This is a genomic window from Clostridium sp. LIBA-8553 (assembly GCF_057782465.1).
In genome coordinates this window covers 2,311,074-2,333,349 of the sequence record NZ_CM173489.1, presented here as the reverse complement: position 1 = coordinate 2,333,349, position 22,276 = coordinate 2,311,074, and the positions used below count along the sequence as shown (strand labels likewise).

Sequence of the window (22,276 nt, the reverse complement as noted above, 5' to 3'; positions counted from 1 at the left end):
GTAATAATGGAAGAAAAACAAATAATGGCCTTTAGAGACGAAGAGGGAAATAAAGTTGAATTTGAGGTTGTTGCTAAAATATACCTAGGTGAAAAGAATAAGAAAGAATATATAGTTCTTTCACCATTAGAAGGTGGTGGAGATGAAGCTGATGACTTTGTTTTCAGAGTTGATAAAGTAAATGATTCAGTTGAGTATAACTTAGTTGAAGATGATGAAGAATTTAGATTAGTAAAAAAAGAATATAAGAAATTATTATACTAAAATAAAAAGGGGGATATTATGGATAAGTACAGAATAATAAATTATTTATCTACCAATGGATTAACAGAAGTAGAAGAGGTTTCTTCTGAAGATAACAGATTGGCCCTTAAGTTTTATTATGATTTTGAAGATGTAGAAATACAGGGTGCTAAAGCTTGTGCAAATGATGAGACAGATTATGAAGAGGATAGCAATCCATGGATTGTAGAAGGAGTTATTCCATATTTAGATGATATAGCAACAGATAGTGTTGAAGAGATTCTAGAAGAGGTTATGGAGGATTTTGAAATTATAGCTAAGGCCGAGGGATATGAAATTGATGCTACTAATTACTCAGGTAAGCAATTCATAGCTGTATTTTTACCAGAAGATGAAGAATTAGAAATAGATGATATATTAGATGAATTAAAGTAAAAAAATTATAAAAGATCAAGGTTGATTTTTTATAATCTTATGTTATAATAAAAACATAATCAATCCTGAGATGTACGCGAAGCTTATTAATTTTAACCTACATGATAAATACGGGATTTGCAAAAAAGCTAAGGAGATCGGGCTTCAAGTTTTAACTTCACTTTTGTGACAGAAGATGATCGAGTTAGTTTGAGTGGAACCCACCTGCGAGAGGCAGGTATAAAATTATAAGTGTGACGGCATATTTGGGAATATTAATTGAGTTTGTTTAAAGGTTCAACTTTTGAAGTTGAACCTTTTTTTCTTATAAATAGGTATAATTTACGAGTAGCTTTAATTTAAAACAAAGCATAATTAAAAAAGTAGCTTAAAACAAGCTACTTTAAAGAATGAATGTATTTTTTAATTTTTCTTTCATAGTGAAAAGCTTACTTTCTAAAGCATCTATTTTTCTAGAATATATTTCTCTATCCTTAGGATTTAAATTTTTACTTAGTAAATCATTATAATAATCAATATCTCCCATTAAGGATAAAATTTCTAAGGTATAATCCCATGCTGATTTGCTCATAAAAAACCTCCTAAAATTAAAATACTAGTAATAGTATAGAAAAAATAGGAGATTTGGTGAATTAAATCAAGAATCTTTATGTTTTTTTGAAACTAAAAAGTACAATAGCTCTACTGATAAAAACAAACTTAAAATAACAAATAATAATCTTTCAAGTATATTTAATATTGCATATATTTGAAAAAGAGCTAATAAGCATATTAGACCAACATAAAGATAAAAAGACAATACTCTTATTTTAGAATCAACACTAATGCCTAATAATTCACTTATCTTATTTCTTTCAAAACCAAAGAAAAATTTAAATTTATCAATGATATTTATATTAGAATTTCTAATTTTAATCAACCCTTTCTATATTAATTAAAGTAAAATAATTATAACATTAAACAATAAAAAAAATTAGAAAACTATAAATATATTTTAATAATTACTTTAATATATTAAGTCCTATGTGTATAATATATTTATGAATAAATTATTAAATTGAATAAGGAGAGAAACATATGAGCAAGGAAATAAGCGTTAAAGATAAAGAAAATATAATAAGAAGAATATATGAAAGAATGAAACATGATTTTAAAGAGGAAGAATTTTATACTGAGGTTTCATTATCTGAAATGAAAGACAGTATAAAAAAACATTACTTAAAAGAGGGTAGTAAGTTCAAAACATTAGAGGAACTTATTGATGATGAAATTTCAAATGAAAGATTCTAATTTTTAAATGGGACTATATAAAAACATGCTTTAAAATATAAGAAAGCTGATTTTTATATAGTCTTTTTGAAGTTAAGATTAAATAAATGTTAACAATGTTTATAGTGTATACTGGCTATATTAACAAATTTATCTTTATAGTGTATAATATTTTGGTATGTAGTGTTTTAGCAAAATAATATATATAAAGAGATAGGTGAAGAAATATTATGAACAGAAGAAGACTAACAGCTGTTATACTTAGCGTAACAATGATTTTTGCTGTTTCAATAAACAGTAGTAATATTGTACAAGCTAAAACAAAAGAAGAGGCACAACAAGAAATCGATAATAATAATAGCAAGATAAATGACCTTAAAGATAAAAAGAGTGACTTAAATTCTGAAAAAGATAAAACTCAAAGTAAGTTAGATGAAATACAAAATCAAATAGCTGAAAAAAATCAAATGTTACTTAGTTCACAAAAGAAGGTAGATGAATATAAAAGTGATATTGATTCTTTAAAAACTAGCATAGATAAATTAGAAGGACAAATTAGTGATGTTCAAAAGAGCATAGATAAGAAGAAAAAAGAAGAAGCAGCAAAAGAAGAAATACTTGCTAGTAGGATAAGAAGTGCATATAAGTCAAATTTAAGTAACCAATTTTTATACATAATACTTGAATCAAAAGATGTAGGGGATTTCATAAGTAACGTATCAAATATAAAATATATTGTTGATACTGACAATAAGTTAATAGATGACATAAAGAAAGTTCAAGATGAACTAAAAAATGAAGAGGCTCAATTAGAAAGTCAAAAAACAGACCTATCAAATCAAAAGTCTAAATTAGAAACTGATAAGAAAGAATATGACACTTTAGTAAGTCAATATGAATCTCAATTAAAGGAGTTAAATTCATTAGAGGCACAAAAACAAGCAGAAATAGATAGTTTAAGTCAAAAAGAAAAAGATATATTAAATGAAATAAATAGTTATCAAGAAGATAATGCAAATCTTAAAGATTATATAAATAATTTAATAAATCAAAATAATAGTAGTAAAACAAATAATAATACTACTAATAAAAACAATAGTAATTCAGGCTCAGGTTCAAGTTCAGGAAGTAGTGAAAGCTCAGGTGGAAACAAAAATACTTCAGGTGGATTTATGAGACCAGCTCCAGGTGGAGTTACAGATCCATTTGGTCCTAGAACACATCCAGTAACAGGAAAACAAAGTGTTCATACAGGAGCAGATTTAGGTGCACCTTATGGAACTCCTATATTGGCTTCAAAGTCAGGTACTGTAGTTGAAGCAGGATGGAATACGGCTTATGGTAATATGGTTATAATAGACCATGGTGATGGTACAAGCACTTTATATGGACATTCATCTAGTCTTGCTGTACAAGCAGGTCAACATGTAACACAAGGACAAGTAATAGCTTACGTAGGATCAACTGGATATAGTACAGGTCCACACCTTCATTTTGGAATAATGATAAATGGGGAATGGGTAAATCCTATGAATTATATAAGTTAATTTAAAGGGAGTGTATTAAAATTATATTAGCAAAGAAAACTATAAAAGACTTTCTTTGGAGTTAATTTTTAATATACTCCTTTTGTATCTAATGGACTTTATATAATATTTTATTTTGGAGGTGATAAAATGAAGGCTTTAATTGTAGTAGGAATAGTAATATTAGCAATAGGATTATTATTTGAATCATTACTTAATGTAAAGGCTGCTTTTAAGTGGTTCTCAAAAAATTCAAATGGGCAAGCCGGAAAAGATTTTAATACTGATTTTAAAAATCAATTCAATAATATGCCTTTAGATAAAAAAGAAGATTTCATAGAATCTTTACAAGAAGGTGAGAAAGCTTTATTTAAAGAATATTTATCTTGCAGTAAAGATGAGGAAAAGGAATTGAGAGATAAATTGGATGAAAAGCATGTTTTTAATATGTTTAATAGATGGGCAAGACTAAATAACATACCTACAATAAATATGAGCAGTTATAAAAATTAAAATTTATTCTAATTATTTTTATTTGAGGATATTAAGATAATAAAATTAAAAAGATAAAATTTTCAAATAAAAAATAGCTATATCAAAGTAAATATTAAACTTTGATATAGCTATTTTTATTATATACGAACGAAATCTTAAATATTAATTTTCTTTAGATAGATGTTTGTTGATATAAATTTTCTTTAGAAATAAAGATACTATTATAAATAAAATTAGTAAGCTTACTGATAAATAGATGCTTTCTTTATTAAAGCTAATCCATTGAGCTCCTAAATTTACGAATACAAGTATGCCAGGAATTGTTCCTATCAAAGTTCCTAAAAGAAAATCTTTATATGATATTTTAGTAAGACCAGCACCATAACTTATTAAATCAAATGGAAATAAAGGTATTAGCCTTAAAAGTAAAATCATAAGAAATCCATTATCTTTTAATAGGTTTTGAATATTTTTTAATTTATCATTTTCTAGCTTTTCTACAAAAGATTGCCCTAATATTCTAGAAATGAAAAAAGAAATACTTCCACCTATTAAAGCTCCTATACTTGTATATAAAAAACCTCTACTCAACCCAAATATGGTTCCCCCAAAGATAGCTAATAGAGAGTCTGGGAAAAATGTTAATGGGACCAGAGAAAAAGCTATTATATATATTAATGGAGCAAAATAGCCAGAATCTAAAATTAAGTTTTTTAAGGTATCTACGTTCATTATATCTTTATTCATAAAGTAGAACATGATTAATATAAGTGCAATTATGAATAGAGAAATAAAAATTTTATAAAATTTCTTCATTATTAACCATCCTTTATATTTATTAAGCACTTTTTATTGTAAAATAAAATTGTAGGATTGTAAAACTCAATTAAAATATAGTTTGGGTAAGGAGTGAGAGAATGCTAGATGGAGATTTTTTTATAAGTTTAATAGTCGTTGCATGTCTTATATATATTTTATACATATGCTATTGCAAATATTTAGAAAAGAAACAAATATACCTTAAAACTTTAACTATATTTTTGATGGTAGAAGTAGTGAGAAGAACTTTTATTTATGGAAATGTCAATAGCCGTTTAATAAGTGGTATTTCTTTAATTCAATTAATACTTTTACTAACTTCAACAATAATGTATGGAATTATGTATTTTAAAAATAATTTAAGCTAGCTAATAAAAAGAGAGGATAAACATTATTATTTTAAGTTTATTCTCGTTTTTTTTATTGGAAAATCTATTCAAGAATGATATATAATAGAGTTTGAGTTTGATTTTAAAATATTAATATTTATTTAAAAAAATGTAACTATTTTGAAATGATAAAAATTAAGTTTTAAAAGATAATTATATAAGTGGACAAGTGGACTTATTCTAATGATATTTAAATGAAGTTAACATAGGAGGAAATGATGAGTAAAGGAATATTTTCAAAAAAAAGAAGAAATTCTAATAAAAATGGTTTTTTTAAAATATTTTTTGGGATTTTAGTAATTATAATTTTATTATTGGTTGGAACAAAAGTTGTTACAATGATAGGTAATAACTCAGCTAAGAGCAATGCTTTAAGTAAGCAAGAAGAAACAGAAAAGGTTAAGGAAACAAAACCTAATCCAGATGATATAATGCCAGGAATGAATATTACATATGAAGCTGATAAATATGCTGTAGATGCTAAAGATGTTCAAGAAATGGCTAATGATACATATAAAGGTGATGGAAAATATGTGTTTTTAACATTTGACGATGGACCATCAAACTCTACAGAAAAGATATTGAATATTTTAAAGGAAAAAGATGTACATGCAACTTTTTTTGTTTTAGGTAGTAGTATAGAAAAAGATTCAAAAAGACAAGAGTATTTAAAAGAAGAAATAAAAGGTGGAAATGCAATTGCAAATCATAGCTATAGTCATGATTTTAAAAAGCTATATCCAAATAATAAATTAAATATAGATACTTTTATGAATGAGTTTAATAAGACTAATAATATAATGAAGAGTATTTTAGGGGAAGAATTTGATTGTAGAGTATTAAGAATGCCAGGAGGTTATGGTACAAGAAAATACTATAAAGATCCTTCTCTTCAGCAATTTGATAATACATTACAAGAAAATGGAATAGTAAATGTTGACTGGAATGCATTAGATGGGGATGCAGAAGGGAAACCATATACTACAGAAGAAATGCTTAATTACGTTAAGAAGACATCAAAAGGAAAAAATCATGTAGTTATCCTTATGCATGATGCAGCAGGAAAAGAAAAAACTATAGAAATATTACCACAAATAATAGATTACTATAAGAGTGAAGGTTATGAATTTAAAGTTATAAAAAACACTTCAAAAACAGAAAGTGATAATAATCAAGCTCAAAATAATACAGATAAAACAAATAAATAACAAAGCAAATAAAAATAATAAAGCATCATTAGAAAAATACTAATGATGCTTTATTATTTTTTTGTTATGTTAAATTTCCATTTCCAAAAAGCTTCATTAGTTAGTTCATATATGTGTTTCTTTTCTTTACTTGTAAATTCTTTACTTGAAAAAATATCTTTAATTTCTTTTTCAACTAATTCTAAATAAGTTTTTTTCGCTTGAAAATCATCATAAATTTCTTTTGAAAAATCTTCTTCTAAGTTTTTTTTCTTTTTTGAATTTCTAAGCCAACTACATTGTTCTTTAAAATGAATTTCAGAAATCATTTTATTATTTTTTACTTGAACTTCTTTTAAATCGTCAATATTCATAATTAACTCCTTACTAAAAATAGAGGTTATAGTATATATTCTTCTATTTACTATAAATTCCTTTTAAATAAAACAATAATACAAAATTTTCCTTAGTTGTGTACAAAAGATTACTAATGATAATAAATGGTTAAGGAAAATAATTATATATTGACTTTGATAATTATTCTCATTAAACTGATGGAGTAGAAGAAATTAAAGATTAATTTTGACATAGAAAATTTAATTGTTTAAGGAGTTTAAATTATGAAAAAGAGATACTTAATATTAGCTTTAATCATATTATCATTTGTATCAATTTTCATAGGAGTTTATGATATAGGGTTTAAAGATATATTAGCTGGAAATACAGATAAGATAGAAGTACTTTTAATAAGTAGATTACCAAGACTTTTAAGTATAATATTTGCTGGGGTAGGCTTAAGTGTATCAGGAGTTATAATGCAACAAATAAGCAATAATAAATTTGTATCACCAACAACAGCGGCTACAATAGACTCAGCAAAGCTAGGAATCTTATTTACTACTTTACTATTTGGATCTGTAACTCTAATGCAAAAAATGATATGGGCTTTTGTGTTTGCAATAATAGGAACCTTTATTTTTATGAAAATTTTAAAAAAGATAAAGTATAAGAATGCAGTTTTTATACCTTTGATAGGTATTATGCTTGGAAATGTAATAGGAGCGATAACAGACTTTTTAGCTTATAAGTTTGATATGGTTCAAAATATGAGCTCATTTATGCAAGGAAGTTTTTCGGGGGTGTTAAAAGGCAATTATGAGCTTATGTATTTAACAGTACCATTAATGATAATTGCATTATTATATGCCAATAAATTTACCATTATAGGTATGGGAGAGGATATATCAAAAAACTTAGGTTTAGATTTTAATAAGGTAGCTAATATAGGTATTTCAATAGTAGCTATGGTATCAGCTTTAGTTGTAATAACTGTTGGGAGTATTCCCTTTGTAGGATTAATAGTACCTAATATTGTTTCTCTAAGGATGGGGGATAATTTAAGTAAAAATATTTGGCATACAGCTTTATTTGGAGCAATATTTGTTCTTGTATGTGATATTGTTGGAAGACTTATAATATATCCTTATGAGATTCCTATAAGTGTAACTGTAGGAACTATTGGAAGTATAGTATTCCTTTATCTTATTTTTAGGAGGAACAAAAATGAATAGGACAATCTTAAAAAGTGATAGAAAAAAATTAATATTATTAGGAGTTATAGCCTTAGCAGTTGTACTATTATTTTTATTTCAAGGATTAAACAAGAACAATTGGGATTACAATATTTCCAAAAGAGTACCAAAGGTTATAGCAATAATAATAACAGGAGGGGCAATAGCATATTCCTCCATGATATTCCAAACAGTTACTAACAATAGAATTTTAACTCCAAGCGTATTAGGGTTAGATTCTTTATATGGATTTGTACAAACATTATCCGTATTTATATTTGGTACAAGCAGCGTTGTAATGTTAAATCATAAAGTTAATTTTGGAGTATCAGTTTTATGTATGATATTTGCAAGCTTGATTCTTTATAAATTTATGTTTAAGAAGAGCAATAATATTTATTTCTTGTTATTGGTGGGAACAGTACTTGGAACCTTATTTAAGACATTATCAACTTTTATGCAAGTATTAATAGATCCAAATGAGTTTGAAGCTTTGCAAACTAGCTTATATGCAAGCTTTAACAATGTAAATACGGATATATTGTTTATAACAATAGTTATCGTATTATTGATATTTGCTTTTATGTATGACGATATAAAGAAATTAGATGTTTTACTTTTAGGAAGAGAAAACGCTATAAACTTAGGAATAAATTATGATAAATTATCTAAAAAGATTTTAGTGGTTGTTGCCATATTAGTGTCAGTATCTACAGCTTTAGTAGGTCCAATAACATTCTTAGGAATATTAATAGTTAATTTATCCTATGAGTTCTTTAGTACTTACAAACACAGTGTGCTCATAGCTGGAGCTTCTCTAATGGGGGTAATAGCTTTGGTAGGTGGACAATTTATAGTAGAAAGAATATTAAACTACACAAGTACAGTTAGTATAATTATAAACTTTATAGGTGGAGCATATTTCTTATATTTATTGTTAAAGGAGAATAAGTAATGATAGAGATAAAAAATTTAAGTAAAAAGTATGGTAATAAATTTGTTGTTGATGATGTGTCCTTTAATATAAATAAAGGAAAAATAACATCTTTTATAGGACCAAATGGAGCAGGAAAAAGTACTGTTTTATCCATGATTTCTAGAATAATGAGTAAGGATGAAGGAGAAGTAATTATTGATGGCGTTCCTTTAGAAAAGTGGAATGATAAGGAATTAGCAAAAAAAGTAGCCATACTAAGACAGTCTAACAACATAAATGTTAGGCTTACAATTAGAGAATTGGTTAGTTTTGGAAGATTCCCACATAATGAAGGAAGACTGACAAAAGAGGATGATAAATATATTGATGATGCAATAGAGTATATGCAACTTAAAGATATAGAAAACAGATATTTAGATGAACTTTCAGGTGGACAAAGACAAAGGGCATATATAGCAATGGTAATAGCTCAAAATACAGAATATATTTTGCTAGATGAACCATTAAATAACTTAGATATGAAGCATTCAGTTAAGATGATGAAAGTTTTAAGAGGCTTAGTAAATGATTTGAATAAAACTGTAGTAATAGTTATGCATGATATAAATTTTGCTTCATTTTATTCAGATAGCATAGTTGTATTGAAGGATGGTAAAATTGCTAGAAATGATGATACATCTAAGATAATTAGCAAAGAATTCTTAGAAGATATATATGAAATAGATTTTGAAATTAAAAACTTTAATGGCAATAAATTATGTGTTTATTTTTAATAAAAGCTATGTTTCAGATGAATGTTAATTTTAGATATTACTTAAGACCTAGCTTAATTTCGCAAAGTATTGCTATTATCTACTTCAGAATAATAGCTAAAGGTTAAGTGAAAGTCCAAATTTTCAATTTGGCAACTTGAACTTATGCAATCGAATGAAATGAGATTGTATTCCTTTTTTAACTACGCTCAAACAGAAAAAGCTTCTTAACGCTATTATTCTTACGTATATAATGCAATACTAACTGCTCATTAAGATGGTCTTACAGTTCTATCTAGAAATCAACACTAGTTTAAAACATAATCTTAATAAAAAGATTTAGGAGGATATATATATGAATAAAAAAGTTTTAGCTATAGTAGGGATAAGTATAGCCTTAGTGGCAGGAGGATTTGCTCTTTTTGGAGGAGAAAAGAACAAAAATACAGCATTGGCTGCAAAAGAAATGGTTAAGGTATCAGATAGAAAAGGGGAAATTGAAGTACCTAAAAATCCAGAAAAAGTAGTTGTTTTAGATTATTCATCATTAGACATAATTGACGAAATGGATAAGGAAAGCACAGTTGTAGGTTTACCTAAAGGTAGTTTGCCAGAATACTTAGATGAGTATAAGGGCGATAATTATAAAGACTTAGGTTCTTTAAAAGAGTTTAATATGGAAACTATAAATGAATTAAAACCAGATCTTATAATAATAGAAGGAAGACAAGAAAAACAATATGATGAGTTATCTAAAATAGCACCTACATTATTTTTGGGTGGAAATGGTAATAATCATTTTGAGTCATTAGAAAATAATGCAAAGACATTAGGCGCAGTTTTTGGTATGGAAGATTTTGTGGAAAATAAAATAAAAGATATAAACACTAGAATAGAAAATATAAATGCAAAAACTTCTAACATGGATGAGAAAGCTTTAATTACAATGGTTTATGATGGCGAAATAAGTGCTTTTGGTAAAGATTCAAGATTTAGTATGATTCACAAAGAGTTTGGCTTTAAAGAAGCTGATGAAAATATAACAACTGAAAATCATGGACAAACAGTTTCAAATGAATATATAGTAAATACTAATCCAGGATATTTATTTGTAATAGATAAGGGAGTAGTGGCAAGTAGTAAGCAAGAGCCTGCTAAGGGTATAATTGAAAATGAATTAGTACAAAGAACAGATGCATATAAGAATGGGAAAATAGTTTATTTAGACACGAAGGCTTGGTATTTAGGTGGGCCAGGGTTACAATCAACAGATGTAATGTTAACAGAAATAGAAAATTCAATAAAGGACATTTAATAGAAGAGAGTGATGTTTTATTAAGGTTTTACTTAATAAAACATCATTTTTCTTTCTTGAAAAAATTTCATATATAATTATATAATAGAGTTTAAAAAGAAGGTGCGTAAAATGAAGAATTTTAATATAGAGAAACAATCCATGTGGAAATGTAGGACTAACAATAAATTGATTTGTAATGATAGCGAAAACTTAGTTATAATCCTACCTGGTCTTGGATACACCTTAGATAAGGCCCTTTTGGATTATTCTAAGCAATTAGCATTAGATTTAAAATTTGACTGCTTAGGGATAGAATATGGTTTTCAAGTTAGTAGAGAAACTTTTGATAGACATGATGAAAATGACATTAGAGAATTATTTCTTGAGAGTTTAGATGTTATTCTTAGTGCTTTAGAATTTAAAAGAGAGAAATATAAAAATATAGTTATCATAGGAAAAAGTTTAGGAACGGTATTACAGAATAAAATAGGTGAGGAAATTAAAAAGGTTCATAATATAGATGTAAGAAATATTTATTTAACTCCTATAAATGAGACTTTAAAAAGGGAGTTAAACAAAGGAAGTTTAATAATAACAGGAACAAAAGATGCTTTAATATCTTCAGATAATTTGGAAAAAATAAGAGAATCTGAAGATTATACTATTCTTGAAATAGAGGATGCAGGACATTCTCTATGTATAAAGGGAAATGTATTAAAAAGTATTGAAGCCTTAGAGCTAACAATTGAAACTATAAAAAGTTATCTTGAAAAAATTTAAGTAATGAAATTAAATTTTTAAATGGAGTGATTATTTTGAAATATACAAAGAAGGAAAAAGAAGAATTAAAGAAACTTTTAACAGAGGAAGAGTATTATGTTACTCAAGAGAATGGTACTGAAAGACCTTTTACTAATGAGTATTGGGATTTTGATAGAGAAGGAATATATGTGGATATAACTACTGGAGAACCACTATTTACTTCAAAGGATAAATTTTTCTCATCTTGTGGATGGCCTGCTTTTTCAAAACCAATAAATAGAAGTATAATAAAGGAGAAGGTAGATAAAAGTCATGGAATGATTAGAACTGAAGTTAGAAGTAAATTAGGTGATTCACATCTAGGACATGTATTTTGTGATGGACCAGAAGAATTAGGTGGGTTAAGATATTGTATAAACTCAGCTTCACTAAATTTTATTCCGAAGGAAGAACTAAAAGAAAAAGGATATGAAGAATATTTAGAGATATTTAAATAGAAAAGTAGGTGTTAAAATGGGATTTTTATTAAATAAAGATGGAGAAAATGATTTTCTTTTAGCTGATACTTATTCAAAAGATGATATATTTTGGATAACTTTAAGAGGCTTAATATCTAAAGGGAAAATTGATGAAGCAGAAGATATGCTTTTTAGAGAGGCTGAAAAAAATCCTTCTATGGAAGTATATGAAATAGGAGAGAAAATGTATAACTTATTATATAAGAAAAGTGAAGAAGAGCTTGAAAAATATAATTTCTCTAAAGAAGAAATTGATTTAGGTTTAAAAGATTTGAAAAAATTAATAGAAAACAAGAGTTTATAATCTATTTATATATAATAATAAACCAAACCAAGGGGAGATAATTATGAGAAGTTTAAATAAAGAAGTTTTTCTTCAAAAATATCCTCATGTAGAGGAGGAGATAGAAAAAAATAATATTAAGTTTGAAGATTTAAAAAATATATATAATGATTTTGTAAAGTATGAGGGATCATACTATAATCAAGCTGATTTTATAGCAAACATACTGCGTTCAAATGAAAATGTTCATTCTGTCAAATCAAGAATAAAAAATCCAGAGAGACTAATAGAAAAGATAGTGCGAAAAACAGAAGACAGAAAAGAAAAATATGGTGAACATTTTTATTTTAATGTTGATAATTATAAGAATGAAATAACAGACTTAATCGGAATAAGAGTATTACATATATTTAAGGATCAATGGAAAGCAATACATGATTTTATAATAAGGACTTGGAATGTAATTGAGATAACAGCTAATGTAAGAGATGGAGATGATAGAACTATATTTGATAACTTAGGCATTGAAGTTATATCAAGACAATCAGGATATAGATCTGTTCACTATCTTGTGGAGTGTTATCCAACGAATCAAAAGGTTATTGCAGAGATTCAAGTAAGAACTATTTTTGAGGAAGGATATGGAGAAATAGACCATAGGCTTAGATATTCTCATAATGAAATTCCAGAAATACTAAAATCTAATCTTTTACTTTTTAATAGAATTGTAGGAAGTGCAGATGAAATGGCCTCATTAATAAATATGCTAAATAATAATCTAGATGATAAAGATGCTTACTATGAAAGTAAACTAAAAGAAAAAGATGAGGAAATAAGAAAATTAAAGGAACAAATTAAGCAGTTAAAATAATTGAGAGCTATCTTGATGAAAAATCAAGGTAGCTTTATTTAAAAAATATATGTGAACAAAATATTAACTAATTGTTAATAAAGTTAAGGAAAATGATGAATTTTTAAGAATTTTAGAAGAATTTGAGAGAATATACCCTTTGATTTTATAGGCTTTGAGGAGTAAGATGAACAAGTTCACTATGTTTTTTATTAATAATATTTAAAGTAATAATATTAATAAAATGCATAATTAGAACGAGTTAAAATTTAAGAAAGGGTGACAATGATGAAAAAAAAATCAGTTGGAATTACCATGGCCGTCTTTTTATTAGGAATATTCATGGGGGCTATTGATTCTGGGATTGTTTCACCAGCAAGAGATATAATAGCTGATGGATTAAAAGTTTCTCAGGATGCTAGTGTATGGGTTATAACAATATATACCTTAGCATATGCAGTATCAATGCCTATCATGGGAAAACTTTCTGATAAGTTTGGAAGAAAAAAAGTGTACATGGTCTCAATAACTTTATTTGGACTAGGTTCTTTATTATGTGGAGTATCAGATTATGTAAATAGTTATGCATTCTTATTATTTGCAAGAGTAATAGAAGCTATAGGTGGTGGTGGAATAATGCCAATAGCTACAGCTTATATAGGAACATCATTCCCAGTTGAAAAAAGAGGTTCAGCTTTAGGAATGATTGGTGGAATATATGGAATCGCAACAGTAATTGGACCAACTTTAGGTTCAGGAATACTTTCTATTTTTGGTGATAAAAACTGGGGATTTTTATTCTTAGTAAATGTTCCAATAAGTATAATAATATTACTTATGGCAACTAAATTAGAAGAAAATACTTCTGCAAAAGAAGTTAAGAAGTTAGATATATTAGGTTCAGGAGTATTAACTGTATTAATTTTATCTTTAATGTATGGGGCTACAAACTTAAAATTCTACGATTTTATGAATTCAATAAAATCATTAGATGTTTGGCCATATCTTTTAATATTTGTAATATCAATTCCAATATTAGTAGCAGTAGAAAAAAAGGCAGAAGATCCAGTAATAAACTTATCCTATTTTACTAATAAGGAAATAGCAATAACTTTAATATTAAGTTTCGTTGTAGGATGTGGATTAATGGCAACAGTATTCATTCCTCAATTTAGTGAAAATATATTAAGAACACCAATAGGCAGTGGTGGATATATAGTTACAATATTTGCAATATTTGTAGGTATAGCAGCGCCTTTAGGCGGTAAGTTTATTGATAAAATAGGGGTTAAAAAAGTCTTAATAATAGGTATGGTTTTAGTTATAATAGGAAACCTTTATCAAGGATATATAACTACTAAATATCCAGGTATGGTTAACTTAGTAATAGGACTAGCTATTATGGGATTTGGTTTAGGATTTTCTATGGGAACACCAATAAATTACTTAATGCTTAGTTTAGTACCTGATAATGAAGCTACAGTTGGACAATCAGCGGTATCATTAGTTAAATCTATAGGTATTGCAGTATCACCAAATATACTTATTAACTTTATATCAGATGCTGGTAGAAGAGTACCAGACGCCTTACAAAAAGTTATGCCACATGTAGATGGTATGTCAAACTTTATGGCTTCAAATGGAGGTGCTTCTTCAAATTTTGCAAACTCAATGGGGAATGCTAGTGTTACTAATATATTTACTCTTATAAAGAAAATAGTTCAATCACAATTTGTATCATTAGGCGATAAGTTTGCTAATAATCCTCATATAAATATAGATATGATTCAAAAATCATATATGCAAAGATTAGACGGAGCTAAAAACGCTATAGAAACTACATTCCAACAAGTGATGAATACAGGATATACTAAATTATTCTTAACATGTGCTATTATTGCTTTAGTAGGACTAATATTAACACTTATGTTAAATAATAAATTAATAACTATGAAAAATGAAAAATTACAAACTAAGGAAAAAACTAGTTAATAAAAAGTATTATTATTAATTATAGAATATATTTAAAAAGGTTTAGCAATTTGCTAAACCTTTTTTGTTAGTATAAATTATATTTTTTAGTATAAATTATATTTTAAAGAAAAGAGATAGAAAAATAATTCTTAAATTATAGGAGTATTAGTTTGTTTGTGGTATAATCGATATTAATTAATAATTATAATTTTTTATTAAAGGAGATTTAATTATGTCATTTGAGAAAATAGATATTTCAGATAGAAGCGAACAAGAAGGAAGAAGTTGTGTTATCTTATATAACTTCGGAAATAAGGAATTAAAAAAGATACAAAACTTTTCTAGAATAATGGGGATAAAAGATCAAATAGTTTTAAATTCTAAAAATGGAGAAGAAACTATAAAGAATATATTAGAAGACAAAATTGAAAAAATAGAAGGTGAAGGAGTTAAAGAAAGAGCAATAATATTTAATGCCATAGCTCCTGGAAAAGTTCATATATTTTTAGAAAACTTAAAAAAGGTAGGAATACAAAGACCATTAGTTGCAATGGTCACAGAAACATCTATTAATTGGACTATTGATGTTTTAGTTAAAAATTTAATAGCTGAAAGAAGAGCTTTAAAATCAGGTGATATGACTACTCATGAGGAAGCTTAAATTATAAGAAATTAAAAGACACTAGATATTATCTAGTGTCTTTTTTTACTTATTAAATGCTATATTCTTTCCGTCTGAAGTTAATATTATTTCGCCATCTGTATCAGTTCTAAAAGTTTTTATATTATACTTTTTGATTATATCTAAAGTTTCTCTATGAGGATGTCCATATTTATTATCTTTAGCACAGCTGATTATTCCATACTTTGGAGAAACAGCTTCAATGAAGGCAGGGCTTGATGAACTACTTGAACCATGATGACCAAATTTAATCACATCAGAATCAAGAGAAGCTTTATATTTAGTTAGAGCTTCATTTTCAGCAATTTTTTCTGCATCACCAGTAAATAAATAAGATGTTTTATCAAAGTTTAATTTCATTATAGGTGAATAGTCATTAAGTTCTTCATAATTTGAGTTTTGAGGAGTAAATACTTCAAAATTAGCTTCATTTCCTAAGTCTATAACCATGCCACCTTTTAGTTCATTTATTTTTAATCCTTCATCTTTTACTGCTTTAACAAGATTTTCATATGTTTTAGTTGTATGTGTAACTTTAGGAGAATAAAAGCTTTTAACTTTATATTCTTTAAATACGTCAACCATTCCTCCTATATGATCTTCATGTGGATGAGTTGCAATAACTAGTTCAAAGTCATCAATATTCTTAGCTTTTAATTGTTCAAGAAGTTCTTTAGAATTGCTTCTTGGGCCAGCGTCTATTAAAATATCATTTCCATTTACATTTATGTAAGCTGCATCCCCTTGTCCAACATCCATGTATGAAATCATAAGCTTTTCATCATCAGGTGACTTAGAGTTTTGTGTTAAATCTATTCCAAAATATCCACCAATAAGAACAATTATAATTCCAATAATTGAGCTGATTATTTTTTTCTTTTTATCCATGTACTAATCTCCTTAATTTTATATATTGATGAGAAAGAAAATCATCAATAAGAATTATAATTTAATATGTATTTTAATAGATGTACATTATTTATATTAAGAGTAAATTTTTTAATAAAATTAAAATTATTTTTACTGAATTTGGAATTTTCTGAAGAAGATGATTGATTTGAAAAGCACATTTTACTGTATATTTATATATAATGTTCATCATATATAAATATACAGTATCTAGTGAATAATTATTCATTATTTAGTGATATGAAATTTTAAATGTTCTATTAAATACAATCAATATGATATTTTATTTTAAATGATATAAAAAGTTTATGTTATATTTATACAAAATTTTCTTGATAAGTGAATAAATATACAATATAATAAATTTTATAAAAGCAATAAGCAATAAATAAAGGGGGCAAAAAAATGAAAAATAATAAGTTGAAGACTATTTTAGCAGGGGCAATATCTTTTAGTCTTTTACTAAATAATTTCATGGTTAGTGTTTCAGCAGAAGAAGTTTTGGAAGGAAAAAATGTAGTCATTTCAGAAGAAATTAGAAGTAATAATGGGGATTATGATTCTAATGAAATTTTAAATAAAAATGAGGAAAAAGAACTTCTAGTAGAGGAAGAGGAAAATAAAAACATTGCTGAGGGGATAATCTTAAGTAATAACTTAATATCCATGACTGATGAGAGAGAGATTGAAGTAGAGGTTGAGTTTAAAAATAACATTCAAGTTGAGAATTTAGTATGGACTCTTGGGGGCAAAGAGTTTGAGGAGTGGAAAATTTGGAATATAGAAGATGGAACTTATACAGGTGAAAATTATATAGAATTTCTTGAAGAACCAGTAGTTGAAGGAAATAAGCTTAAAGCTACTTTAAAGTTTAATTTATTATATGGAACAGAAGATGCTTCAAAATATAGAAGAGAATTTCCAAAGTTAATAGGAGATTATGAGCTTGAAATTAAGGATTCAGTTTCAGATGAGAGTAAAAAAACTTCAATGAAGTTAAATGTGTATGATAGCTATAAAAAATATGATGAATTAAAGCCAGCGGTAGATGAAATATTTAAAAATGCTAGAAAAGATATATATTTAGAATATGAAGTTTTGGGACAATCTGTAGAAGGAAGAGATATGCACTTTGTTATTATGGCAAAGGATAAAGCTTCAGTTGATAAGTATTTAAATGAAATTGTACCACTTATGAATGATAATCCTGAGAAACTTCAAAATATGATAAAAGATGGAAGTTTAGAGGAATATAAGGTTCCAATATTTATAAATAATATTCATGCAGATGAAACTCCAGGAGTTGATGCTCAGATAGAAACCTTAAAAAAACTAACCACAGAGGAAAATATAACTTATAATGTGGCAATTGATGATAAAAATCTTCAAGGTGGAACTAAGGAAGAAACATTAAATGTTGATAAGCTTTTAGAGGATGTTATAATTCTTATGAATTTAACAGAAAACCCAGATGGAAGATACTATAATAAAAGACAGAATGCAAATGGATTTGATTTAAATAGAGATAATGGGTATCAAACACAAAAAGAAACTAGAATAGTTGTAGAAGAAATTGCTAAGTGGAATCCTATAAGCTTTTTAGAATTACATGGCTTTGTATCAGGATTTTTAATAGAACCTTGTACTCCACCTCATGATCCAAATTATGAGTATGATTTATTAGTAGATAAAATGTTAGAACAAGCCAATGTATTTGGTAAAAGTGGAATTGCTAATAGTAAATATGATAGTTATTTAATTCCCTATGAGGACTATGAAACAGGATGGGATGATGGCGGTCCATCATATACACCAGTTTTTGCAATGCATCATGGTTCTTTAGGACATACAATAGAAATACCAGAATTAAATCAAGAGAGTGTTAATGCTTTAGTTTATGGACTTTTGGGTTTAATGAATTATATCCAAAACAATAAAGATGAATTATTTTTAAATCAGTTAGAATATCTTGATCGTGGTATTAAGGGAATAGATGCAAAGGAAACAGTGGACAAATATCTTGTTAATCAAGCAGGAGAATCAGTTGGAAGGCCAAGAGGAGAAAATGAAAACTTCTTCCCAGAGTATTATGTTTTACCAGTAGATGATGGGTTACAAAAAAATGTATTAGAAGTTTATAACATGGTTGAACATCTTTTAAGAAATGGAGTTAAAGTTGGAGTGACCACTGAGGATGTTGAAATTAATGGAATAAAATATCCAAAGGGAAGTTATATTGTGGACATGTATCAAGCTAAGAGAGGATTAGCTAATATGCTTTTATATGATGGATATGATGTTTCAGATTTTGATGAAATGTATGCAGAAATAGTTGTTAATTTCCCAGCGCTTAGAGGATTTGATGAATATGAAATTAGACAAGCTGATGCTTTTAAAAACAAATATACTAATGTAAAAGATGTGAAAAAACCTATAACTATTTTTGAAGATGGGGATGAGGTTGTTTTAGAGAATATAAGTACAGATACTATAAAGGCTATAAATAAACTTCTTGAAAATGGAGAAGAAGTAGAAGTTATTTTAAATTCAGGAGATGATTTTTCTAAGGGAGATTTTTTAGTCGAAGTTAATGACCTTAAAAAATTATGCAATGAATATTATTTAGAAGTGGAAAAAGCTAATGAGGAAATTAAGAGTGAGACTTTAGAGAAACCTAAGGTTGCTAATATAGGATCAGCTGAAAGTACATGGATTTTAAAGGAGCTTGGATTTGAATTAGTTTCTGTTGATGATGCGACTATAATAGTAGATGATTATGGAAATGCTACTTTAGATTATCTAAATAAAGATAAGGATTATTTAGGAATAGGAATGTGGTCCTTGGATGCTGTTAAAAGTAGTAATATAATACCAGAATTTGATTATGATACAACAGACCCGTATGGATATCATGAAGGATTGGTAAAAGGAATTTATAACTTAGATAGTGTAATAACATCTAGATATGATGAGGAAGAATTAATATATACAGCTAATGGTGCTTGGATATCAAGTGTTTCAGAGGATGCTAAAGTGCTTGGTAAAATAAGTGATGAAGAGGACTTCTTTATTGCTGGATGGTGGCCTAACAATGAAAAGGCAAAGGGAAAGATAATGGCTTTTACAGAAGAGGTAAATGGGAAAAACGTAACTTTATTTGCTGATAATTTAATGAACAAAGCGCATCCTCAGCATAAATATAGATTAATTTCTAATACAATATACGCTTCAACTTATGATGAAAATAAGGACATAACACCTCCAGAAATAAAAATAGAAGGTGTTGAAGATAGAAAGACTTATGACAAGCCTGTAACTCCAATAGTTACAGCAGAAGAAGGTGCTAAACTTTATATAGAATTAAATGGAGAAGAATGGGATGGAAAACCTATAGAGAAATCCGGAGAATATATTTTAAGTGTAGAGGCTGAAGATGGGGTTGGAAATAAAAATCAAATTAAGATTTCATTTAAAATAAATATACCAGGGAATGATTCAGATGATGAAGATGACGATAATTTAAATGATGATGAAAATAATGGTGGAAATGACGACAGTATTGAGGATGAGGACAAAGAGGAGGATAAAAATAATTCTTTGCCACAAACAGGAGTAGAACTTGGTAGAGAGAGTATAATATTTTTAGGGTTTATATCAACTCTTGGAGGATGTTTCTTAAAATTTTCTAAAAAAAGAGAAGAATAGGTAGATTAAAATTAGGTTTTTATTTTATGTTAGTTAGGAAATTCTATTCCTAACTAATATTTTTTTGTAATTTTAAGAGAAGAAGTATTTATTGTAATATAGAAAATAGAGTTTATTATGTAATATTTGAAAAAAATATAATTTAATGGTAAAATTTAAATGTAAGTTAAACGTTTAAACAGAATAATTAAAAGTTTAGATGTAAAATAGTTATTTATAGGGGAAAATAATTATTTTTTTATATTATAGGTTTATATGATTGTAGGGGGAATATTATTATGCCTATGTTAGATATGTCTTTAGAAAAGCTTTATGAGTATAAAGGACTTAGTCCTTTACCTAAGGATTTTGATGAATTTTGGGATGAACAGTTAAAAGAATTGGATAACTTAGATGTTAAGATTGAAATGAAAAAGGCTGATTTTCAAAGTCCTATAGCTGAATGTTATGATTTGTACTTTAATAGTATAGGTGGAGCTAAGATATATGCTAAATTTATGAAGCCTAGAGGGGTTAAAGGAAAAATACCAGCATTACTAGAATTTCATGGTTATCAGGGAAGAAATACTGATTGGAGTAATAAACTTCATTATGTAGCGAGTGGAATGTGTGTAGTAGCTATGGATTGTAGGGAACAATCAGGTTTATCAGAGGATAAAGGACACATAGTAAGAGGATTAGTTGAAGGAAGAGAAAAATTGTTATTTAAAAATATATTCTTAGATACTGTGGTTCTTGCTAGAATTATAATGAATATGGAATGTGTAGATGAAGAGAGGGTTATTACTACAGGAGGTTCTCAAGGAGGAGCATTATCTTTAGCCTGTGCAGCTTTAGAAAATAGAATTAAAAGTGTTTATGCATATTATCCATTTTTATGTGATTATAAAAGAGTGTGGTTTATGGATTTAGGTGGAGAAGTTTATGATGAGTTAAAAAGATATTTTAAATTTATAGATCCAAATCATGAAAATGAGGAGTATGTCTTTAACACTTTGGGATATATTGATATAAAAAATATGGTTCATAGAATAAAAGGAAAGGTAAATATGGCAATAGGTTTAATGGATGATATATGTCCTCCATCAACTCAGTTTGCAGCATATAACAATATACTTTGTGAAAAAGAATTAGTTGTATACCCTGATTATGGACATGAGTCTTATTTTCCAAAATTAAATGATAGAATATATAAATGGGCCATAAATGTTTAAATTGAATATTATTTTATTACTGATATAATTATATTTAAAGGGATGAATTTTAGTTAAATTCATCCCTTTATACATAAGAAAGAAGATGAAATTATGAGGATTATTGATAATGAGAAGGATTTTAAAGGATTTTGTGAAGAAAAAGGAATAAGATTAGCGTATTTAAGTACTAATACCTGTTGTGCTTGTGGAGTTTTAAAACCTAAAATTGAAGAATTAATAAAAAAATATGGAAACGCAAAAATGGCTGAAGTTGAGGCTGATAAAAGCTTAGATATAGTGGCACAATTAAGTATTTTTATGTTTCCAGCAATTATACTTTATATAGATGGCAAAGAGGTTTTAAGGGAAGCTAAGTATATAAGTGTTGTTGAACTGGAAAAGGTTATAGATAGATATTTTAGACTTTATCAATAGAAATAAGTAAATATATTTAGAAAGTAGGGAATATTAATTTTA

At 27.0% G+C, this 22,276-nt stretch carries 24 protein-coding genes and 1 other RNA gene; 21 read left to right on the top strand and 4 right to left on the bottom strand.

Translation table 11 applies throughout. The annotated features are described in order from the left end of the window. Positions 1-6: 6 nt before the first annotated feature. The 3 genes from AC2JAQ_RS10285 (at position 7) to ssrS (ending at position 934) form a co-directional block, all read left to right on the top strand. Positions 7-264, top strand: a complete 258-nt coding sequence (locus AC2JAQ_RS10285; RefSeq protein WP_488456381.1) for a DUF1292 domain-containing protein — start codon at positions 7-9, stop codon at positions 262-264. An 18-nt stretch (positions 265-282) separates the two neighbouring features. After that, complete coding sequence (locus AC2JAQ_RS10280) at positions 283-678, top strand: hypothetical protein (RefSeq protein WP_488456380.1); 396 nt, start codon at positions 283-285, stop codon at positions 676-678. 59 nt (positions 679-737) lie between these two features. Further along, positions 738-934: non-coding RNA, 6S RNA (gene ssrS / locus AC2JAQ_RS10275), on the top strand. A 126-nt stretch (positions 935-1,060) separates the two neighbouring features. Here the strand turns inward: ssrS and AC2JAQ_RS10270 are convergent. Further along, positions 1,061-1,249, bottom strand: coding sequence for a hypothetical protein (locus AC2JAQ_RS10270; RefSeq protein WP_488456379.1), 189 nt, complete (start codon positions 1,247-1,249; stop codon positions 1,061-1,063). Between the two features lie 506 nt (positions 1,250-1,755). Here AC2JAQ_RS10270 and AC2JAQ_RS10265 point away from each other — a divergent pair. The 3 genes from AC2JAQ_RS10265 (at position 1,756) to AC2JAQ_RS10255 (ending at position 3,986) form a co-directional block, all read left to right on the top strand. Then, positions 1,756-1,968, top strand: coding sequence for a hypothetical protein (locus AC2JAQ_RS10265; RefSeq protein ID WP_488456378.1), 213 nt, complete (start codon positions 1,756-1,758; stop codon positions 1,966-1,968). Positions 1,969-2,177: 209 nt separating this feature from the next. After that, on the top strand, positions 2,178-3,494 hold the full coding sequence (locus tag AC2JAQ_RS10260; protein ID WP_488456377.1) for a murein hydrolase activator EnvC family protein: 1,317 nt from the start codon (positions 2,178-2,180) through the stop codon (positions 3,492-3,494). Positions 3,495-3,623: 129 nt separating this feature from the next. Then, positions 3,624-3,986: a hypothetical protein gene (locus AC2JAQ_RS10255; RefSeq protein WP_488456376.1), complete on the top strand. Its 363-nt coding sequence runs from the start codon at positions 3,624-3,626 to the stop codon at positions 3,984-3,986. A 144-nt stretch (positions 3,987-4,130) separates the two neighbouring features. On the opposite strand, the gene AC2JAQ_RS10250 is transcribed toward AC2JAQ_RS10255, so the two are convergent. Beyond that, positions 4,131-4,784 (bottom strand): TVP38/TMEM64 family protein, encoded by a 654-nt coding sequence (locus AC2JAQ_RS10250; RefSeq protein WP_488456375.1) that lies wholly within the window; start codon positions 4,782-4,784, stop codon positions 4,131-4,133. Positions 4,785-4,885: 101 nt separating this feature from the next. Here AC2JAQ_RS10250 and AC2JAQ_RS10245 point away from each other — a divergent pair, with 101 nt between their 5' ends. Together AC2JAQ_RS10245 and AC2JAQ_RS10240 are read left to right on the top strand one after the other, a co-directional pair. After that, on the top strand, positions 4,886-5,155 hold the full coding sequence (locus tag AC2JAQ_RS10245) for a hypothetical protein (RefSeq protein ID WP_488456374.1): 270 nt from the start codon (positions 4,886-4,888) through the stop codon (positions 5,153-5,155). 239 nt (positions 5,156-5,394) lie between these two features. Then, complete coding sequence (locus AC2JAQ_RS10240) at positions 5,395-6,384, top strand: polysaccharide deacetylase family protein (protein WP_488456373.1); 990 nt, start codon at positions 5,395-5,397, stop codon at positions 6,382-6,384. 53 nt (positions 6,385-6,437) lie between these two features. Here AC2JAQ_RS10240 and AC2JAQ_RS10235 read toward each other — a convergent pair whose 3' ends face one another. After that, positions 6,438-6,737, bottom strand: a complete 300-nt coding sequence (locus AC2JAQ_RS10235) for a hypothetical protein (RefSeq protein WP_488456372.1) — start codon at positions 6,735-6,737, stop codon at positions 6,438-6,440. 246 nt (positions 6,738-6,983) lie between these two features. Between AC2JAQ_RS10235 and AC2JAQ_RS10230 the strand changes: the two genes are divergently transcribed. From AC2JAQ_RS10230 to AC2JAQ_RS10185, 10 genes are all read left to right on the top strand, one after another. Next, a complete protein-coding gene (locus tag AC2JAQ_RS10230; RefSeq protein WP_488456371.1) occupies positions 6,984-7,934 on the top strand; it encodes an ABC transporter permease in 951 nt (316 codons plus the stop codon). Beyond that, positions 7,927-8,889 (top strand): iron chelate uptake ABC transporter family permease subunit, encoded by a 963-nt coding sequence (locus AC2JAQ_RS10225; protein ID WP_488456370.1) that lies wholly within the window; start codon positions 7,927-7,929, stop codon positions 8,887-8,889. The genes AC2JAQ_RS10230 and AC2JAQ_RS10225 overlap by 8 nt, the downstream gene beginning before the upstream one ends. Then, entirely contained in the window at positions 8,889-9,644 is a 756-nt protein-coding gene (locus AC2JAQ_RS10220; RefSeq protein ID WP_488456369.1) for an iron ABC transporter ATP-binding protein, read from the top strand. Before AC2JAQ_RS10225 ends, AC2JAQ_RS10220 begins: the two co-directional genes overlap by 1 nt. Before the next feature lie 334 nt (positions 9,645-9,978). Then, a complete protein-coding gene (locus AC2JAQ_RS10215; RefSeq protein WP_488456368.1) occupies positions 9,979-10,938 on the top strand; it encodes a siderophore ABC transporter substrate-binding protein in 960 nt (319 codons plus the stop codon). Positions 10,939-11,049: 111 nt separating this feature from the next. After that, a complete protein-coding gene (locus tag AC2JAQ_RS10210; protein WP_488456367.1) occupies positions 11,050-11,700 on the top strand; it encodes an alpha/beta hydrolase family protein in 651 nt (216 codons plus the stop codon). A gap of 35 nt (positions 11,701-11,735) precedes the next feature. Further along, entirely contained in the window at positions 11,736-12,179 is a 444-nt protein-coding gene (gene msrB, locus AC2JAQ_RS10205; protein ID WP_488456366.1) for a peptide-methionine (R)-S-oxide reductase MsrB, read from the top strand. A 16-nt stretch (positions 12,180-12,195) separates the two neighbouring features. Then, positions 12,196-12,504 carry a DUF6483 family protein gene (locus AC2JAQ_RS10200; RefSeq protein WP_488456365.1) on the top strand — a complete coding sequence of 103 codons (309 nt, stop codon included), beginning with the start codon at positions 12,196-12,198 and terminating at the stop codon, positions 12,502-12,504. Positions 12,505-12,547: 43 nt separating this feature from the next. Beyond that, entirely contained in the window at positions 12,548-13,354 is an 807-nt protein-coding gene (locus AC2JAQ_RS10195; RefSeq protein WP_488456364.1) for a RelA/SpoT domain-containing protein, read from the top strand. Between the two features lie 267 nt (positions 13,355-13,621). Then, entirely contained in the window at positions 13,622-15,325 is a 1,704-nt protein-coding gene (locus AC2JAQ_RS10190; protein ID WP_488456363.1) for an MFS transporter, read from the top strand. 214 nt (positions 15,326-15,539) lie between these two features. Then, entirely contained in the window at positions 15,540-15,968 is a 429-nt protein-coding gene (locus AC2JAQ_RS10185; protein ID WP_488456362.1) for a DUF3783 domain-containing protein, read from the top strand. Between the two features lie 45 nt (positions 15,969-16,013). Here AC2JAQ_RS10185 and AC2JAQ_RS10180 read toward each other — a convergent pair whose 3' ends face one another. Then, complete coding sequence (locus AC2JAQ_RS10180; protein WP_488456361.1) at positions 16,014-16,877, bottom strand: ComEC/Rec2 family competence protein; 864 nt, start codon at positions 16,875-16,877, stop codon at positions 16,014-16,016. Between the two features lie 426 nt (positions 16,878-17,303). On the opposite strand from AC2JAQ_RS10180, the gene AC2JAQ_RS10175 reads away from it, so the two are divergent. The 3 genes from AC2JAQ_RS10175 to AC2JAQ_RS10165 all read left to right on the top strand — a co-directional run bounded on the left by AC2JAQ_RS10175 (position 17,304) and on the right by AC2JAQ_RS10165 (position 22,234). Further along, positions 17,304-20,603 carry a M14 family metallopeptidase gene (locus tag AC2JAQ_RS10175; RefSeq protein WP_488456360.1) on the top strand — a complete coding sequence of 1,100 codons (3,300 nt, stop codon included), beginning with the start codon at positions 17,304-17,306 and terminating at the stop codon, positions 20,601-20,603. Positions 20,604-20,881: 278 nt separating this feature from the next. Next, positions 20,882-21,817: an acetylxylan esterase gene (locus AC2JAQ_RS10170; protein WP_488456359.1), complete on the top strand. Its 936-nt coding sequence runs from the start codon at positions 20,882-20,884 to the stop codon at positions 21,815-21,817. 93 nt (positions 21,818-21,910) lie between these two features. Then, the gene (locus AC2JAQ_RS10165) at positions 21,911-22,234 is read left to right on the top strand and encodes a thioredoxin family protein (protein ID WP_488456358.1); all 324 of its coding nucleotides are present in this window, start codon (positions 21,911-21,913) and stop codon (positions 22,232-22,234) included. Positions 22,235-22,276: the final 42 nt, after the last annotated feature.

What these genes read in the sequence shown, in the direction of transcription:
- AC2JAQ_RS10260 (WP_488456377.1), top strand. Translation starts at nt 2,178, where the DNA reads ATGAACAGAAGAAGACTAACAGCTGTTATACTTAGCGTAACAATGATT.
- AC2JAQ_RS10185 (WP_488456362.1), top strand. Translation starts at nt 15,540, where the DNA reads ATGTCATTTGAGAAAATAGATATTTCAGATAGAAGCGAACAAGAAGGA.
- AC2JAQ_RS10270 (WP_488456379.1), bottom strand. Translation starts at nt 1,249, where the DNA reads ATGAGCAAATCAGCATGGGATTATACCTTAGAAATTTTATCCTTAATG.
- AC2JAQ_RS10265 (WP_488456378.1), top strand. Translation starts at nt 1,756, where the DNA reads ATGAGCAAGGAAATAAGCGTTAAAGATAAAGAAAATATAATAAGAAGA.
- AC2JAQ_RS10215 (WP_488456368.1), top strand. Translation starts at nt 9,979, where the DNA reads ATGAATAAAAAAGTTTTAGCTATAGTAGGGATAAGTATAGCCTTAGTG.
- AC2JAQ_RS10255 (WP_488456376.1), top strand. Translation starts at nt 3,624, where the DNA reads ATGAAGGCTTTAATTGTAGTAGGAATAGTAATATTAGCAATAGGATTA.
- AC2JAQ_RS10235 (WP_488456372.1), bottom strand. Translation starts at nt 6,737, where the DNA reads ATGAATATTGACGATTTAAAAGAAGTTCAAGTAAAAAATAATAAAATG.
- AC2JAQ_RS10180 (WP_488456361.1), bottom strand. Translation starts at nt 16,877, where the DNA reads ATGGATAAAAAGAAAAAAATAATCAGCTCAATTATTGGAATTATAATT.
- AC2JAQ_RS10285 (WP_488456381.1), top strand. Translation starts at nt 7, where the DNA reads ATGGAAGAAAAACAAATAATGGCCTTTAGAGACGAAGAGGGAAATAAA.
- AC2JAQ_RS10280 (WP_488456380.1), top strand. Translation starts at nt 283, where the DNA reads ATGGATAAGTACAGAATAATAAATTATTTATCTACCAATGGATTAACA.
- AC2JAQ_RS10190 (WP_488456363.1), top strand. Translation starts at nt 13,622, where the DNA reads ATGAAAAAAAAATCAGTTGGAATTACCATGGCCGTCTTTTTATTAGGA.
- AC2JAQ_RS10245 (WP_488456374.1), top strand. Translation starts at nt 4,886, where the DNA reads ATGCTAGATGGAGATTTTTTTATAAGTTTAATAGTCGTTGCATGTCTT.
- AC2JAQ_RS10210 (WP_488456367.1), top strand. Translation starts at nt 11,050, where the DNA reads ATGAAGAATTTTAATATAGAGAAACAATCCATGTGGAAATGTAGGACT.
- AC2JAQ_RS10200 (WP_488456365.1), top strand. Translation starts at nt 12,196, where the DNA reads ATGGGATTTTTATTAAATAAAGATGGAGAAAATGATTTTCTTTTAGCT.
- AC2JAQ_RS10170 (WP_488456359.1), top strand. Translation starts at nt 20,882, where the DNA reads ATGCCTATGTTAGATATGTCTTTAGAAAAGCTTTATGAGTATAAAGGA.
- AC2JAQ_RS10250 (WP_488456375.1), bottom strand. Translation starts at nt 4,784, where the DNA reads ATGAAGAAATTTTATAAAATTTTTATTTCTCTATTCATAATTGCACTT.
- AC2JAQ_RS10165 (WP_488456358.1), top strand. Translation starts at nt 21,911, where the DNA reads ATGAGGATTATTGATAATGAGAAGGATTTTAAAGGATTTTGTGAAGAA.
- AC2JAQ_RS10220 (WP_488456369.1), top strand. Translation starts at nt 8,889, where the DNA reads ATGATAGAGATAAAAAATTTAAGTAAAAAGTATGGTAATAAATTTGTT.
- AC2JAQ_RS10240 (WP_488456373.1), top strand. Translation starts at nt 5,395, where the DNA reads ATGAGTAAAGGAATATTTTCAAAAAAAAGAAGAAATTCTAATAAAAAT.
- AC2JAQ_RS10175 (WP_488456360.1), top strand. Translation starts at nt 17,304, where the DNA reads ATGAAAAATAATAAGTTGAAGACTATTTTAGCAGGGGCAATATCTTTT.
- AC2JAQ_RS10230 (WP_488456371.1), top strand. Translation starts at nt 6,984, where the DNA reads ATGAAAAAGAGATACTTAATATTAGCTTTAATCATATTATCATTTGTA.
- AC2JAQ_RS10225 (WP_488456370.1), top strand. Translation starts at nt 7,927, where the DNA reads ATGAATAGGACAATCTTAAAAAGTGATAGAAAAAAATTAATATTATTA.
- AC2JAQ_RS10195 (WP_488456364.1), top strand. Translation starts at nt 12,548, where the DNA reads ATGAGAAGTTTAAATAAAGAAGTTTTTCTTCAAAAATATCCTCATGTA.